Annotated in this window: 18 protein-coding genes; 4 read left to right on the plus strand and 14 right to left on the minus strand. The window is 60.9% G+C overall.

What is annotated here, in order from left to right; translation table 11 throughout:
• Positions 1 to 26: 26 nt before the first annotated feature.
• The 7 genes from FOY51_RS12245 to FOY51_RS27970 form a co-directional block, all read right to left on the minus strand.
• A complete protein-coding gene (locus FOY51_RS12245) occupies positions 27 to 755 on the minus strand; it encodes an ESX secretion-associated protein EspG (RefSeq protein WP_187776284.1) in 729 nt (242 codons plus the stop codon).
• Entirely contained in the window at positions 752 to 2257 is a 1506-nt protein-coding gene (locus FOY51_RS27170; RefSeq protein WP_187776285.1) for a hypothetical protein, read from the minus strand. The genes FOY51_RS12245 and FOY51_RS27170 overlap by 4 nt, the downstream gene beginning before the upstream one ends.
• A gap of 3 nt (positions 2258 to 2260) precedes the next feature.
• The gene (locus FOY51_RS12250; protein WP_149430528.1) at positions 2261 to 2644 is read right to left on the minus strand and encodes a hypothetical protein; all 384 of its coding nucleotides are present in this window, start codon (positions 2642 to 2644) and stop codon (positions 2261 to 2263) included.
• Between the two features lie 72 nt (positions 2645 to 2716).
• Positions 2717 to 3541, minus strand: a complete 825-nt coding sequence (locus FOY51_RS12255) for a hypothetical protein (protein ID WP_149430529.1) — start codon at positions 3539 to 3541, stop codon at positions 2717 to 2719.
• Positions 3519 to 4700, minus strand: coding sequence for a WXG100-like domain-containing protein (locus FOY51_RS12260; protein WP_442862202.1), 1182 nt, complete (start codon positions 4698 to 4700; stop codon positions 3519 to 3521). Before FOY51_RS12260 ends, FOY51_RS12255 begins: the two co-directional genes overlap by 23 nt.
• Positions 4685 to 4972, minus strand: coding sequence for a hypothetical protein (locus FOY51_RS12265; protein WP_149430531.1), 288 nt, complete (start codon positions 4970 to 4972; stop codon positions 4685 to 4687). Before FOY51_RS12265 ends, FOY51_RS12260 begins: the two co-directional genes overlap by 16 nt.
• Positions 4969 to 5388, minus strand: coding sequence for an SAV_915 family protein (locus tag FOY51_RS27970; protein ID WP_353961365.1), 420 nt, complete (start codon positions 5386 to 5388; stop codon positions 4969 to 4971). The genes FOY51_RS12265 and FOY51_RS27970 overlap by 4 nt, the downstream gene beginning before the upstream one ends.
• A gap of 72 nt (positions 5389 to 5460) precedes the next feature.
• Between FOY51_RS27970 and FOY51_RS12275 the strand changes: the two genes are divergently transcribed.
• Positions 5461 to 6609: a lipase family protein gene (locus FOY51_RS12275; RefSeq protein ID WP_149430533.1), complete on the plus strand. Its 1149-nt coding sequence runs from the start codon at positions 5461 to 5463 to the stop codon at positions 6607 to 6609.
• Between the two features lie 148 nt (positions 6610 to 6757).
• Here the strand turns inward: FOY51_RS12275 and FOY51_RS27380 are convergent, their stop codons facing one another.
• From FOY51_RS27380 to FOY51_RS12310, 7 genes are all read right to left on the minus strand, one after another.
• Positions 6758 to 7621 (minus strand): hypothetical protein, encoded by an 864-nt coding sequence (locus FOY51_RS27380; protein WP_214633093.1) that lies wholly within the window; start codon positions 7619 to 7621, stop codon positions 6758 to 6760.
• A 47-nt stretch (positions 7622 to 7668) separates the two neighbouring features.
• A complete protein-coding gene (locus tag FOY51_RS12285) occupies positions 7669 to 7992 on the minus strand; it encodes a permease-like cell division protein FtsX (protein ID WP_149430535.1) in 324 nt (107 codons plus the stop codon).
• A 180-nt stretch (positions 7993 to 8172) separates the two neighbouring features.
• On the minus strand, positions 8173 to 8778 hold the full coding sequence (locus FOY51_RS12290; protein WP_149430536.1) for a permease-like cell division protein FtsX: 606 nt from the start codon (positions 8776 to 8778) through the stop codon (positions 8173 to 8175).
• A gap of 134 nt (positions 8779 to 8912) precedes the next feature.
• The gene (locus FOY51_RS12295) at positions 8913 to 9176 is read right to left on the minus strand and encodes a hypothetical protein (protein ID WP_235916286.1); all 264 of its coding nucleotides are present in this window, start codon (positions 9174 to 9176) and stop codon (positions 8913 to 8915) included.
• 79 nt (positions 9177 to 9255) lie between these two features.
• A complete protein-coding gene (locus FOY51_RS12300; RefSeq protein WP_149430538.1) occupies positions 9256 to 9648 on the minus strand; it encodes a hypothetical protein in 393 nt (130 codons plus the stop codon).
• A gap of 1 nt (position 9649) precedes the next feature.
• Positions 9650 to 10915 (minus strand): amidase domain-containing protein, encoded by a 1266-nt coding sequence (locus tag FOY51_RS12305; RefSeq protein WP_149430539.1) that lies wholly within the window; start codon positions 10913 to 10915, stop codon positions 9650 to 9652.
• A 139-nt stretch (positions 10916 to 11054) separates the two neighbouring features.
• Positions 11055 to 11849, minus strand: coding sequence for an SDR family NAD(P)-dependent oxidoreductase (locus tag FOY51_RS12310; RefSeq protein WP_149430540.1), 795 nt, complete (start codon positions 11847 to 11849; stop codon positions 11055 to 11057).
• Between the two features lie 417 nt (positions 11850 to 12266).
• Here FOY51_RS12310 and FOY51_RS12315 point away from each other — a divergent pair, with 417 nt between their 5' ends.
• From FOY51_RS12315 to FOY51_RS27175, 3 genes are all read left to right on the plus strand, one after another.
• On the plus strand, positions 12267 to 13244 hold the full coding sequence (locus FOY51_RS12315) for an MSCRAMM family protein (protein WP_149430541.1): 978 nt from the start codon (positions 12267 to 12269) through the stop codon (positions 13242 to 13244).
• A 75-nt stretch (positions 13245 to 13319) separates the two neighbouring features.
• Complete coding sequence (locus tag FOY51_RS12320) at positions 13320 to 13904, plus strand: class F sortase (protein ID WP_149430542.1); 585 nt, start codon at positions 13320 to 13322, stop codon at positions 13902 to 13904.
• A gap of 20 nt (positions 13905 to 13924) precedes the next feature.
• On the plus strand, positions 13925 to 14509 hold the full coding sequence (locus tag FOY51_RS27175; RefSeq protein ID WP_187776288.1) for a hypothetical protein: 585 nt from the start codon (positions 13925 to 13927) through the stop codon (positions 14507 to 14509).
• Positions 14510 to 14650 lie beyond the last annotated feature (141 nt).

Below are 14650 nucleotides of genomic sequence, written 5' to 3' on the forward strand. Positions count from 1 at the left end.
TATGTCAGGAACAGACGTGAGTCACATCACCAGGTCGGGCAAATCGGTCCGCGGGAAATGAGGCGCTGCAGCTCCGTGGTCATGTCAGACGCACTGACCGGTTTCGCCGTCAGCATTTCGCCGCCACGGGTGAGGTAGCGGCCGTCGTTGTCGAAGTCCATCCAGTGGAAGTCGCGGGTGGTTTCGGCTGTGCGCACCGCAATGTGCCCGATGCAGGTGCGGCGGCTGTCGAGGAACGCATCCAAGTCGTCGCTGGCTGAGCGGCCGCGGGTACTGCGCAGAACGGCCGTCGACGGCTCGAGGTCGCGTGTATGAATCGAGAGTCCGCGTCGATTGCCAGCCGACACCGGCGGTAGCGATTCGACGATCCGACTGGCCATGGTTCGCGAACCGCACAGGCTCAGCAGGACGTCGCCGCCGCGGTCGTGATCGCGACCCGGCTCTTGGACGGCGACGGCTCCGATGTCTCGCTGGATGCCGGCATGCATGCGAATCTTGCGGTCCTGGTCGACGCCGGCGAAGCCACACACCTCGACGCTCACCTCAGGACTTGCGAGGGCGAACAGTGCGCGGTGCAGCATGCGGTCGAGTTGTGGACGAATCGCCGCCGCAGCTGCCAAGCGTTGCCGGGTGTAGTCGTCGCGAGTGGATACATCTGGTCGAAACTGCAGCGGGTAAGGCAGCTCCTCGCGGCCTGCCAACTGCCAGAGCAATGCGAACTCCAGCGCGGAGAACCGCCAGGTGCCGGTGGTCACCCTTCGATCACCGGCGGTGCGACTTTGGGCAGATCGCCGATCAGGTTGTTGCCGTTTTCGAGCGTGATCAGGTAGCTCGGCGTCTTGTGTTCGCCGTCCTCGTCGCCTTTGCCGCGGCCGCCGGGCGGGAACATGCCGCCCATTCCGCCTGCGCCTGGGGCGCCGGGGCGAGATGTGCCGCTAGGTTCCGTTCTTGGCATTGAACTGCTCGTCGGTAGGCCTTCCAGGCTGCGGCCGCTTGGGTCTGCGTAGGAGTCGCGGGTCGGGCGGGTGTTTCCGCTGTTGTAGCTGCGCGGTTGGTTTTGGCTCTGACTCAGCGGGGATGGTGTTGGGAGGTAGGCGCTTGGGTGGGTCGATGGTTGGCCGGTCGTTTTGAATCCTGTCGAGTCCGTACCGCCAGCGGTGGTGCCGACCGAATTCGTCGCGGCTGGATGCGCGCCGTTGGTTCCGATTACTGGGTCGCTGCTCTGCGCGGCATTCGTCGGGATGGTGCTGGACTCGCTGCCTCGACCGTTGTCGAGCATCGATGCGGGCGACGTCGTCGCGCGTCCAGACTCGAGCTGTTGCGCTGTGGTGCGCCGCGGGTCGCGAAAGGCTGCGGCCTCGACGTCGTTCGGTTTGCGTTCTGTGCCAATGTCTTCGGAGCCCGGGGCGTCGCCTCCGTAACTGCCGATCCATCGATCGAAGAAGGTGCCGTCTGGCTCACTACGTGGTGCAGATCCAACACCAACAGTCGGCTGAGCGTACGGCGCCGACGTGCCCGCCGAAGCTCGACGGATCGGGTTGTGTGGCGGCGGCAGGATTGGCACGCCGGTATCGGAATCTCTGACCGCCGGTGCATAGATGGTTTGCAGGACGCGGACGGTCTCGGCGTGTGCGGCGTCCCTTTCGCGTTGCATCTTGTGCCAGGTGGGGCCGGGCGCGAAGCTGATCACCTTGTCCAGTAACGAGAATTGCGGGACGTCGGGAACATTGTCCTTGGTGGTCATCAGCCCGTAGTTGAGCGCTTGCACCTTCGCCGCCAAAAGCCCAGTGGCCTGGGTGAGTTGGTGCGATTGCTCGACGTAGTCGGTGATCCCTTTGGCGGCAACGGCTGCGGCGTCGCCTTCCCATTTCGCTTGGATGGCATTAAGGATGCGGGGTCGGAAGGCTGCGAGGTGTTCGTCGGCTCGTTTGCTGATCGCAATCCACGTGTCCTTCAGTGCTGCAACTTTTTCTGGATCGATCCGATCGACCCGCTCTTTGAGTTCTTCATGACTCCTGTCTGCGAACAGTTCCTCGGTATGGACCGAGGGCGGCTGGAACTGCCCCGCAAAATCGTGGAAGTTCGCAAGCGCCAGTCGCCTTACGCCCGCCACGACCTGTTCGGTCTGCGCCCGCTGGGAGCGCAGCATGTATTCGTCGGGTCCGATCTCGCGCCCGTTCAGGAAATCTCGTGCGCGGGATAGGAGCGTGTCGATGCCGTGTTGCATGGACTGCAGTTCGACGATTCCGGGCTCCATCCGTCACACCGACTTGGCCGAAAGCGATTGTGCGTTAGCAAAATCCAGAGAAGTCATCGCTTGCACGGATGCGGCGATCGTGTCGCGCATGAGGCACACGACGTCTTTGTGTTGGCGGAGGATCTGGTCTATCGAATCGGTGCCGCCGGCACCTTTCTTGCCGAACATTGCGGCGAGTTCATGGCCGGAGTCGAATCCGCCCATGCCGTCGACACGTTGCACCATCGTGCCCAGGTTCTCGATGTCTTCGAGGCCGAGAAGCAGATCGTCACAGGCAGCAAGGCAATCGCGTGCCACCGAGGGGTCCAAGAACAACCGGCCGCTCCGAGCTTCGGCGGCCAAATGCTGCCATTGCGACTCGCCGTAGTGCGTCGTCGAACCCGCCATTGTCCCCGTCCTCCCACAGACTTTGTCCTCGATCACTTGGACGCGGCGGGAGGCGAAACGGTTCCGTGGGTTTCAGAAGGTGGAGGTGCGCACCCGTTCCAGTGGTGCCGCGGTTCCCAGTTCTGCGCGAGCATCTGGGTTGTTCGCATAGAACGTCACGAGGTGGTAGAGCACGATGGGGTCGACGTCGAACTTCCTGCAGTCCAACTGGATCATCGGAACTGGAGGCAAACGGTCGATCCGCCACAACCTCGTCGTATTGCGCCGCTCCCACTTGGCATTCGAGTATCCGATGACCAGAACAACCCGAGAATCATGGAAGGCCGCCGTGCCCCCTGCGACCGACTCCCACGGTAGATACGACTCGAAGCTCCAACCGCGCTGGCGAATCCCTTTGGGCGACAACACCACAACTCCCCTTTTGAGCCGACCTGATACGAGATCCACCGAGAACGTGGCGAGGTAGATACCAAACACCCCTGGAATGATCGCGCCGCCAGATCCGCTTCCGCCACCTGTAGCCAGGAATATCTCGACGGCACCACCAAGGCAGAAGATCGTGATCACGACAATGATCAGCACCAGGACTCCTGAGATTGGCAGCGAGTACCTGATCACAGTTCCATCGGTAGAGGTGTGGATATCGTCGATGCTGGTCGGCGTTCGAATCGAGTAGAGGTAAGCGAATACTGCAGTCGAAAACATGAAGAATGCAAACAAGAGTCCGTAGCGTCCCGCGGCAGGCATACCGTTGGCCCAACCGACTATCGCCACGAACACCGCGATCAAACCGAATGCTAAGACGCCAACAATCGAACTGATCGGCCTAGCCGTTGATGGGTTGGGTGGCCACTCAGTCGGCGGCCGTAGGTTTTCAGAAAATTGCATCCCACGCATCCTTGGCGAGTCCGCCGACGGCCTTACCAGTGTCCCCGACAGCGGAGGCTCCATCAGAAATCGCACCGCCGACGCTGTCGAATCCGTTCTGATACATCGAGTCAACTGCCCCCGAGGCAAACAGCCCCGCTATGGCGCCCGCCGCTGCTCCTGCTGCTGTGCCCAGGATCGGAACTGGGATTGCCGTCCCAATTATTGCCCCGGCGGCGACCGACGCGCCGAATCCGATTCCGCCTGATACGACGGCCTGCTCTACCGGCTTGCCCTGGGAAATGTCGTAGGCGATCCCCGCTAAGGCAAGGCCGCCGCCAATCTTTGAACCGATCTTGGCTGCGCTCGCCTCCGCCTTCGCAGATGCCGCGGCTGCATCATCAGCGCCGTATCGCAAGTCTCGTGCCAAATCAACATCGCGATAGATGGTTGCGGCAGAGGTGCCGGGCGGCGCGTTCTTAGCAAGGTCGAGGAACTTCGCACAGTCATCGGCAAGTTGTTCAGACTTCTTCAACAAGGTCGACCAATGGGCCGCGGCGAGCGTGGCCGCACCACCGTTGACTAGGTCTGAAACGGTGAAGAACCATTTCGACTTGATGTCACCCCAGACATTCTTCAGAGTATCGGTCGCCAGGCGGCCCACAAGCCGTGCGGCATCAGCACCCGACTGCGCGTCCGCATATGCCTTGACCAGCGCAACATGATTGTTCGAAGCGAGTAAGGCAGCATTGAACGCGCCTACCGCGGCGGGGGTTGCAACGCTGCCGGTCGGAGGCGCTCCTGGCGATGGAGGGGCTGGGCCTGGTTCTTCGATGATGCCGTTGACGACTGTCAAGCCCGCACCCGAAGCGTTCACGCGGACCGTTTGCATGTCGGTCTGAGCACGCTCGAGCTCAGCGGCAAATGTGTCGAAATCTTGCGCGCTATCGGTCATTGCAGTGCTCAGTGCATCTGCCTTCCGTGCGCCGCCGGTCATTCGAGCACCGAATGCGTCGCCTGCAGCGCCGTCCCAGCCTGAGTCTGCGGCATTCCGCGCACTATAGACGTCGTCGACCGCTGCTGAGACTTTGCTACCGAGCGAGTCCCGCAGCCAATCTGCCGCGCTCCGGACGCTGGCAGGACTCCCGTCGATTCGGGTATCGATGGGCATCGTCAGCGCACTTCCCATTGCGATTTGTTCAGCTTGTCTGCGTTTTCGCCATCTTGGCCTCGGTAACTCGAATTTGCTTCTGCCACAGCACTGCTGGCAGCCGACAGACTGACGACAAGCTGTCCAGCAGCGTCTGTGAGGTGCGCCAAGATTCCTAGTAAGGCTGGTGTCCCATCTCCGCCGTCGACACCGGATGGCGCGGAGGAACCGACACTGTCGACATCCATTCCTGCAGCACCAAGCGTCCGCGATATCGAATCCAGTGCCTCATGGTCGACGAAAAGCGTCATTCCGACCCGCCTCTACGTTGGTCGTCGGGGATCACCACATCGAGTAGCAGGAGTTGAAATGGGTGAGCCTTCTGCAATTCGTCGAGGGCCTCCGTCGGCATGAGCACCCAAGGCTGCTCGTCGCCGCAGCAAGTGTGAAGTCGATCGAGCGCAGAGTACGCGAGCAGTGCAGTTCGCCCGTCGCGTGTTGTACGCATGTCCACACGCGCTTGAGCGGCATCGTCTACCTGCTCCGCGCATGGCAGATACACGACTGGTGGAAAGTCGACCGGAATCGGCGCTCCTGCCATCACATCCCCCTCTGATGTCGGCAATGCCGTCCCCCGACGGCCGCGTTCGGACGAAACGCTACCTGACGGGGTTGGTGTCCGGATTTGCGATTCCCAGAGATCGTTGTGGGTAATGCCGATCCTCATTCAACGAGTGACCCCAGAACTGAGGGGTCGCGCCGAGTCGAAGCCCTGGGCCGATCCGTCGTCTAATAGGGAATGCGAAGGAGTTGGATCCCCATTGCGGCGTGCGTCATCGCTGTCACAGCGGCATCACCCCAAGCCTCGGCCGAGCCGAGCACTGCGATAGGTAGTCCCCTCACCGTCGAGACAGCCTCGCCGCTCGATCCGACTCTGGCACAAGAACTTTCCCGAGCAAGCAACTTCACCTACCAGTCGACTTTCGGGAACGAAACGCCGACCGTTGTCAGCGGCGCGCTGTACGAACCGAAGGGTGCTCCCCCGGCGGGTGGTTGGCCCCTCATCGCTTACGCCCATGGCACGTCCGGTATCAGTGAAGAGTGCGCACCAACGCATTCGCCAGATCTGTTCCAGAACGTGCCGATTGTGAAGGCGTTGGTCGAGCACGGTTGGGCGGTGGCCGCGACCGACTACCAGGGCCTCGGCACGCCAGGCCAGCACCGTTATCTCGACTCGCGCACCGAGGCGCGCAGTGTGCTCGATGCGGCGCGGGCTGCCCGCCGCATGAACCCGACGTTATCCGACCGCGTGATGCTCTACGGAGTTTCGCAAGGCGCGCAGGCAACCCAGGCTGCGGCGGAGGTTGCCGGCAACTATGCGCCCGAGTTGAAGATCCAGGGCAACGCGATGGATTCGCCGGCGTTGAACCTCGTACCTTTCGTCGCCGCGATCGATTCCAAGAGTCTGACGGCTACGCAGTACGCCGTCCTGCCGCTTGTGCTCGTGGGCGTCGCTGCCTCCGATCCCACGTTCCGCCCGAGCGACGTATTGCATGGACTGAGCCAACACGACATCGACGTGCTGGTCTCTTGTACCGGCATCGACAACGCCGAGAAGTTCACGATCGCAGTAGGCATGAACCCGAGCAACGCATACTTCGCCACCATGGAAAGTCGTCTGGAGATGGCAAAGTTTCTGGCTGTCAATGCTTTTCCGCAACGCCCACCGCGTGTGCCCACATTTGTAGCGCGCGGGACGGACGACACGTTGATTTTGCCGTCGTGGACAGATCCTTCGGTGACAGCCATGCGCGTGCTTGGTGGCAATGTGCAAGAAGTGTTGCGGCCAGGCGTCATGGTGGTTCAGGAGATGTTCCTCCGACGTTGGATTGGATCGAGCGACACCTCGGGTGAAGGAATGCGCGCCTCCAGCAGACGAATTGAGTGACCAGTCAAATCGAAATCGCAAGCGGTGAAACGAACTCAACTCGGTACTGAGATCCGAAGCCACTTCATCCGTGTGCCGACGGATCACCCGACGTCGTGCGGAGGGGTACCTTCACAACGCACCGAACCCGAACATGGTCAGGCGCTGACTACTCAGTACGCTGGCCTAAATTCCATCGCTCAATCCGGCGCATTGTCACCTCACTACCAATCTCGCCTCGCGCATCGGGATTGTCGAGGTAATACCTGACCGCTCCTAGCAGCGGCAAGGCGCCGACCGCGAACCAGTCGGTCCTGAGCTCGATCGTTTCGCGCCAATCTTTCGGCTTCAAGAATGCGACCCAACTCTTGCGACGGTGCGTTCCACATCCGCGATGGAGCCTGATCCGGATCACGCGCGATCGGACACGTCCGACGGTTCTCAACCCCGGATCGATCGCAACGACGTCATCCCACGCGACGGATTGATACGTATCCGCTGCCCGGTACACCAGCCCGATTTCCGAAATCGCGAAGTACACGGGCACAAAGGCACCGCGCGTTATTTCGATCAAGGCCAGGATCAGGTAGACGCCGATGACCGTTGCCAAGACAGCAAGGACATAGTGCGCGCTGTGCATCGGCTCGGACCACGGCAGATTGTGCGCGAAATCGTGGTAAGCGAAGAAGAGGGTGAATGCCGCCATTGCAGTCATAAAGCAAATACTCGCAACGAACGTCCCACTCGACGTCACGAAGCGGACGGATCGAGGTGTCGACTCCACGAGAATCACTCCTGCAGTACCTGCATCTTTGCCGGACCTCGAGCCGCGCAATGAAGTGAGGACGACCGCCGAGCCGGTCAACAACGTCAGTGCCCCAAACAGATTGAGCCCGAATTCGCGCCACTGCCGCGAAAGCAAGCTCAATATTGCCGGCACTCCCCATGCAACGCCGAATACGAAGAAGACAACGCCACTTGCGGCCGCGCCCCAGCGCGGACTGGCATCAGCCCACTCGTCTGGCCTTTCCACTACTCCTCCTTCACAACGGAATTCGCGCGTTCAATTCCGCTGAACAACTACTTCGCGGGATCTACGACAACGTCCCCGATTGTCGGGTTATCGCGCAAAGTTCGATTCAACGCCTCGTAGTCGGCCTTCGTCTCCAGCAGGACAGTGAATTCGCCTGGGAATGTATCCGGATCCACAAAATCCGAGAACTGAGGATTGCGCCTGTTGAAGTCGTTGAGTACCTCTGCCGGACTGGAATAGATCACCGATGTCACACCCGCGAATCGACCGAGTGCCATCTTCAAGTTCGCGCACGCTGACTTCTCACACGCCGGATCGTCGGCGCTTACACCTTTGCTCAGGTCGACCGTCGCTTCGAATTTGGCAGACACTCGCACTGGCACAGCCGGTTCGGACATCGGTCGCCCGGAATCGCCACAGCCACTTAGCATCAGAGCCACTAGCCCAGCGATCACAGCACATCTCACCGAAAGCACTTACTTCCCTTGATGTTTCCTGAATGCGCCCATCGCGGGGATGCCTGTAGACCACGACAAGATGCCAACGGCGACTTAGCCGACCGGGTCCGCGCCAATGTCTTTGTATCCCGGCATACCCGCAAGAGCGGATTTCAATTGACCGAGGGCGTCAGCATCGCTTATCCGCATGGTGAAGTCTGCTGGGACATCACCTGGCTTCACAAGCCCGCCAAAGTCTTTGCTACTCGCCTTGTCATCGAACCGCTGGTACGCATCCTGAATATTGTGGTACTCGACCGATGTGACACCTGGGAAGCCCGAAATCTTGGCCTTCAAGCCGGCACATTGCGGCATCGAGCACGACGTATCGGCAAAAACAACAGCGTTGTCGAGGATGACAGTCGCGTCGAGCCCAGGTTTCGCGGTTTCGCTCGTGGCGACGACCACTGGGGCCGCATTCGAGACTGAGCCGTCGCAAGCCGCGACTCCAACGACCACCAGTAGCGCTGCAATGGCAACAATCACTTCGCGCAGTGCCGGTTTCACTGATGACATCGCTCCACCGTCATCAGTTCTCGACGCTGCCGATGACGCCGATTCGACACCAGCCGCAGCCTCGAGTGTGCCAATCTCATCGGAAGCACCGGTCAACGTGCCTGCCAACGCCCGCAGAATCGCCGGATCAACGCGCAAACTCATGACCTCCCCCTACCTTCACCGCCCCCACGGCGCTGCGAGAAGAGTACCAATCGGGCACCAAAAGACAGCGCGAGCGCAGCGAACTTCCGAAAATCGCGGAGCGTTACATACGAATCGAGACGATCTGCGTATGACTACCTAGTCAGTTCTTGCTCGACTGCATCGAGTCGTCGTGCGCCTTCTTTGTCGGTCGCGGAGTAGGACGATGCCGACGCATGCAACTTGATCGCAGCCTGATCGACCTCGTCCAGAGTTTGATTGAGTCGGTCCGTCCACACACGCCGACAATCTGCCAGTGCCGGCGATATCAGCCATCCCGAGTGCGCTTCAGCGGCAACGGCACTCGAATCGAGTGCGTGGTTGGCACGATCGCGTGCCGAGACGGCCAAGTCGCCCATGTCATCGCCAGCTTGGTGAACGCCTCCCGGATCTATGTCGACATTCGGGTTTGTCATCGTGCAGGCTCCGATCGTGCGGTCAATAACATTGTTTACGTAGGGGCTGAGTATCGAAATACGTGTCGTATAGCACCAGCGCTGTAAAGCCGAAATATGCCAATGCGGCGACCAGCAGGACGACCCCGAGAGCCCTGGAGATACCAGCGCCGACTTGGGGAGTCCGCATCGAACGGATGAGATATAGCAGAGCAACAACGACCGCGAGCGCGGCTACAACGACCTGCAGCCAGTTGTATACGAATTGCGAAGTCGGCTGCTGAACAACCGAATGGCACGGCAGACCGTTCATTCGGTCAGCCGCAGCGTCATAGCTGGCGTCACCTCGTGACCCCAGCACGATGCCCACGACAATTAACGCAATAACACCGACACCAAGGAAGTTGTCGAAACGCCTCGGCATTGCGCGCGCCATACTAGCCACCGTTGACCCTTACTGCGACGATCTTCTGGTTGCCGTATGCATCGAGAAGGTTCTCGTCGCGTCCGTTCAAACTCAGGTCGTGCTGATTGTCCGACTGCTGCGTGTAACGAATATCGCCATCTGGTGTTACCGCCGTGACGATCGCGGTATGATGAAACATTCCTTCCTGGCGACTGTCGTCTCCCTGGTCGGGATTTGGCGCATCCTGTTGGAAGAAGATGACATCGCCCGGCTTCACGTCGCTCAGCGGAACTTCCTTGCCGCCTCCGTCGCCGGTCAAGAAGCCATGGAGTCCGGGTGACGTATCCCACGCGGGTGTCCGCAAGTGTTCGTCGATCGACTTCACACCGGAATCGCCAGTTGCAAGCCAGTTTTGATCATCCAGAATGCCGAGCCCGTTGTTGCTTGCTGGTAGTCCGCCGCCACGAAGCACCTCGGACGCGAACTCCGTGCAGTTGTCCGAGAACAAAGTGGTCGCCCCGTACTTGCCATCGTTATAGTGACTTTCTGCCCACTCCACTGCCTTGATCGGATCGTACGACCCGGACCCATGCAGGCTCGCTTTGACGTCCTGCGGAATTCCGTCGAGACCCGCAATCTGTGTCGGTAACGCACGCATCAGTTGTTGTTGTTGTTTGTTTTCGAGCGAACTCCACCAACGCTTCACATCTTCCGGCGAACTCCCGGCCTTTGGCACATCAGCGGCGATAATCGCGAGTTGGTCGTGCGATGCTTGAACCTGAACCTTGTTCACAGCTTGAGACGGATCAGTGATAGTGGACGAGTTGTTAATTCGCTTGATCGCTTCGGCGGCCAAGTTGTCGGCGGCGCCTGCCCGATCCAGCACCGACCGGATCTCTGAGAGGACGACGAATAGCTCGATTGTGGTTGCACCAGAACTGGCGACGGGGTCGACGGTCCCGTCCGGATTCAGTGATACCCGCAGTGCCGGCGCCATCTTCACGATCACATCGAGTTCCGACTGCAACGCTGAAACGGCTTGACTCAGGCCGTCCAGAACCATAGTCGCCCCGCGCATTTCATCGAAAGCCGAATCGAACTTGTTCGCCAAATCGACAAGGGAGGAACGCGCCGTCTCGCCGACTTGATCGGCCCAGTTCGACTCGACCTGTTTAGCTCCTCGCTGATGGACGATATCGGCACAATTCCGTGAGTGGCTCGCCGCGTCGGACCAACCCTGACCCGCCGCCGCCCATAAATTGGGCTGCGCATCCCGCAACTGTGCGCACGTGACCATTGCTCCCCCTACCGACAACCTCCCCGACCGTCAAACGCCCGTTCCAGTCATTTATCCAGACAATCGGAGGCTCCGCAAATAGTAATGGGGCGTTTGTCCCTAATGCCGGAGATCTCGCATTTGCCTAGCTCGCGGGCAGCTACGGCAAAATGCTATCCACATATCCACCATCGACACGTACAGCTCCACCAGTAGTAGCCGATGCGAATGGCGAAGCGAGATAAACAACCATGTTGGCAATCTCTTCCGGCTCGATCAGCCTCTGCAACAACGAATACGGACGATAGTTCTTCATGAACTCACGCTGCGCGTCGTCCCACCCCAACGACTTGTCGACCAGCTGGTAGACGAAATCTTCGACTCCACCGGTGTGCGTCGGACCGGCAATGACCGAGTTCACCGTAACTCCGCTTCCGGCAGCAGCTTTCGCGAAACCACGCGCAACGCCAAGGATTGCCGTCTTCGACACGCCGTAGTGGATCATCTCCGCCGGAATGACGATTCCCGAGTCGCTGGCAATGTATTGAATTCGGCCCCAACCTTTTTCCGTCATCTTCGGCAGGTAGAGCCGCGTCAGTCGCACCGCGGCGAGCACGTTGACCTCGAAGTATCTGCGCCACTCGTCGTCACTGATTTCCAGCGGATCCGCTGTTCCGAAGATGCCGAGGTTGTTGATCAGGATGTCGACGTCGGGCAGCAATTCGATAGCCCGATCGGCACCCCCGTCCGTCGCCACGTCCGCATCGACTGCCACGAACTCGGCGTCCGGCAGGTCGGCCCGCAATTGTTCGATCGACGCCGCCACCTTCGATGCGGTCCGCCCGTTGATACCTACGCGCGCCCCAGAAGCCGCGAGCCCGCGGGCAATCGCGAACCCGATGCCCTGGGTCGAGCCCGTCACCAGCGCCGTCTTGCCGCTCAGATCGATCTGCATCGTTCCTCACTCCCTTCGATGGCATCCGAAACGTAACGAATCGGACTCAACCGCTTGCAACGGCTAACGATCACCCAGCATTCCCGATATCAGTCGCAACGGGGATCTCGGGGAAAATCAAACTGCACCCATGAGTCGGGGAGAACAAGGGGACTCACCTTCGCGGTTCGGTCGTGCTCGCACATAGGTACCGAACAGCGGATCGAACTCTGCTGCAGGCAATTCAATAAGCACTGCCACGAAACACGTTGCAATACATAGCAAGCAGATCATTCGTGCCCTAAATCAGTTGCACCGCAATACTTTCACTAGATAACAAGTTGGCTTCACACGCTAACGACCGTCTTGCGATCCCGATATTCCGGGCATCGGGGACCACAACGCATCCATGAGCCATATCGAACGAAGGAGACTCGAATGCGCAGGTCAATTCTCACCCCAGCCCTGTTCGCCACCACCATGCTGGTAGCCGGGCTTGGCGTCGGAGTCGCACACGCCCAGGACGATCCCGCAACTCCCGCAATACCGGCGGTTACCAGCCTTCCCGGACTTCCGGATCCCTCCAACCTGCCGGAAGTCCCCACCGTGCCGAAAATTCCGACCACCACGGTCGAAGCGCCGGTGACATCGGCGCCGCCTGTCACGAGCGCTCCGCCCGCCACCAGCGCTCCCCCCACGACAGGGGCACCGACGACGTCCGAAGCGCCGACCACAACGGGCGTCCCGACCACCACCGTCGACAACCCTGTCGACGAAGGGGTCATCACCATCACCGCAGGAATCCAGCCGGGCAACGCTCCCCTATCGGGCGTGACGGCTGACATTTCCGCCTGCGACACCGGTGATCGTATAGCGTCGATCTCCACCTCCGACGACGGAAGTGTCTCTCGCACTTTCCCGTTGGGGTGCTACTACATCGCACGAGCGGCTTGGCCCGCCGACTACGTCGACGTCGGCGACGACGGTTACGGGATCACGTTGACGCCGGACAAGCCGAACTTCACGGCACACTTCGACTTCCAATCCGGCCATGCCCAAGGTCTCACCGACGGCACGCTGGTCAAGAAAGACCGCATCACGGGAGCTGTCCTCGGTCGAGCCACGTACGAGGTGTCGAGTTGCGCTGACGACAACACCGACTGGCATCGGCTGACCACCGGCGACGACGGCACCGCACGGTTGGCCTTGGCGGCCGGCTGTCATAAGGCCGTCGAGATCGTCGCCCCCGAGGGCTACGAGCTCGAGAAGTCACCGGTCTACTTCGACGTCAGCGAAGGTCAGGCGTACACGGTGAATGCGCTGGACACCCCCGTCGGTTACCAGCCGGTGGAGCGCAATGTCGGCAATCGCACTCCGCTGCAGTCGATTCCATCGGGCCCGGTCGTTCGACCGTAGGCACGAACCGAGAGGTGCGGCGCGGACGACACGTCGTCCGCGCCGCCCTTCAACCCACTCGAAAGGCCAGAAACCATGCGCAGATTCGCTCCCCTGCTGGCTGCCGCAACGCTCGGCACCGCCTTGCTCATCTCGGGTTGCGGCTCCGACGGCCATACGACCTCGAGCCAGAGCGACCTGCGGGCACCGGTTGTCGCAACCGTCGACGATCCGTCACAGCCGGTCAGCCTGTCGCTCGGCGACAACACCGCACCCACCGATCCGGTGGCCACCGATGCCGACGGCGTGCTGTTGCCACCGCAGGACGTCTCGCACCTCGGTTGGTGGGCCGACTCGGCGCTCCCCGGATCGAACACCGGGACCATCGTGGTAACCGGCCACATCGACGACGCCTCACAGGGCGGCGGCTTCGCGAAGAAGTTCAGCGGACTCAAAGAGGGCGACGAGGTGACGCTCAGCGGCAAGGACGGACATACCTGGACCTACCGGGTCGACACCGTCTCCAGCGTCAGCAAGAACGGCGGACTTCCCCTCGATGAACTGAACCGACTGGACGGCCCGGAAACGCTGGCACTCGTCACCTGCGGCGGAAAGTTCATCGGACCACCGCTGGGCTACGAGAACAACGACATCGCGTTCGCCTCTCGTATCGAAACGTAAGCAGACGTACTCTTCCCGTCATGACTTCTCGGGGATGGGCGCTCTTGACGACGATCGCGGCGGCAACGCTGCTTGCAGGATGTAGCGAGTCGGTGCAGGGCGCGGCATCGCCCGAACCCGGCAGCGCGGCGCCGACCTCCTCGGCACCTACCACGACCGAGGCTCCGACCACGACGGCCGCTCCGACCACCACCAAGACACCACCGGCCGCGCCCGCCGACTTAGCGGGCACGGAGCCAGGGCAGTACTACTTCACGACACCGAGCACCAAGTTCGAATGCGCGATCTTCACAGGCGATCGCTCGGTCGCCGGCTGCCACGGCACGTTCCCGGCTTCGGCTCCGCCGGTAGCGGGTGCGGGTTCACCCGACACCAAGGGCCCACCCAACGCGGTCGAGGTCAGCGGGAGCGACGCAGGCCAGTTCGTCAGCGTGGGCGATCCGGAGTTCCACCGCTTCGAGGGCTCCACCAAGGCGCTCCCCTACGGCGCACCCTTGGCGGCAGGCGGCTTCACCTGCTCGATCGACGAGAAATCCGGCGTCACGTGCACCAGTGCAGCCGGACACGGATTCACAGTGTCGGACACCGCGTACCGCGTCTGGTAGGTCGCGCGTCCAATTCGCATCGAACGAGCGAGCGCTACTCGCGAGTAACAAGAATCGCGAAATGTTAAAGGGCGCAACCCTACTCACGAGTACGACAGCGCGTCGGTGAATAGCCAGAAATGTCACACTCCGACGAATATC

Origin of the sequence: Antrihabitans cavernicola (genome assembly GCF_008297975.1) — a bacterium.
Classification (GTDB): domain Bacteria; phylum Actinomycetota; class Actinomycetes; order Mycobacteriales; family Mycobacteriaceae; genus Antrihabitans; species Antrihabitans cavernicola.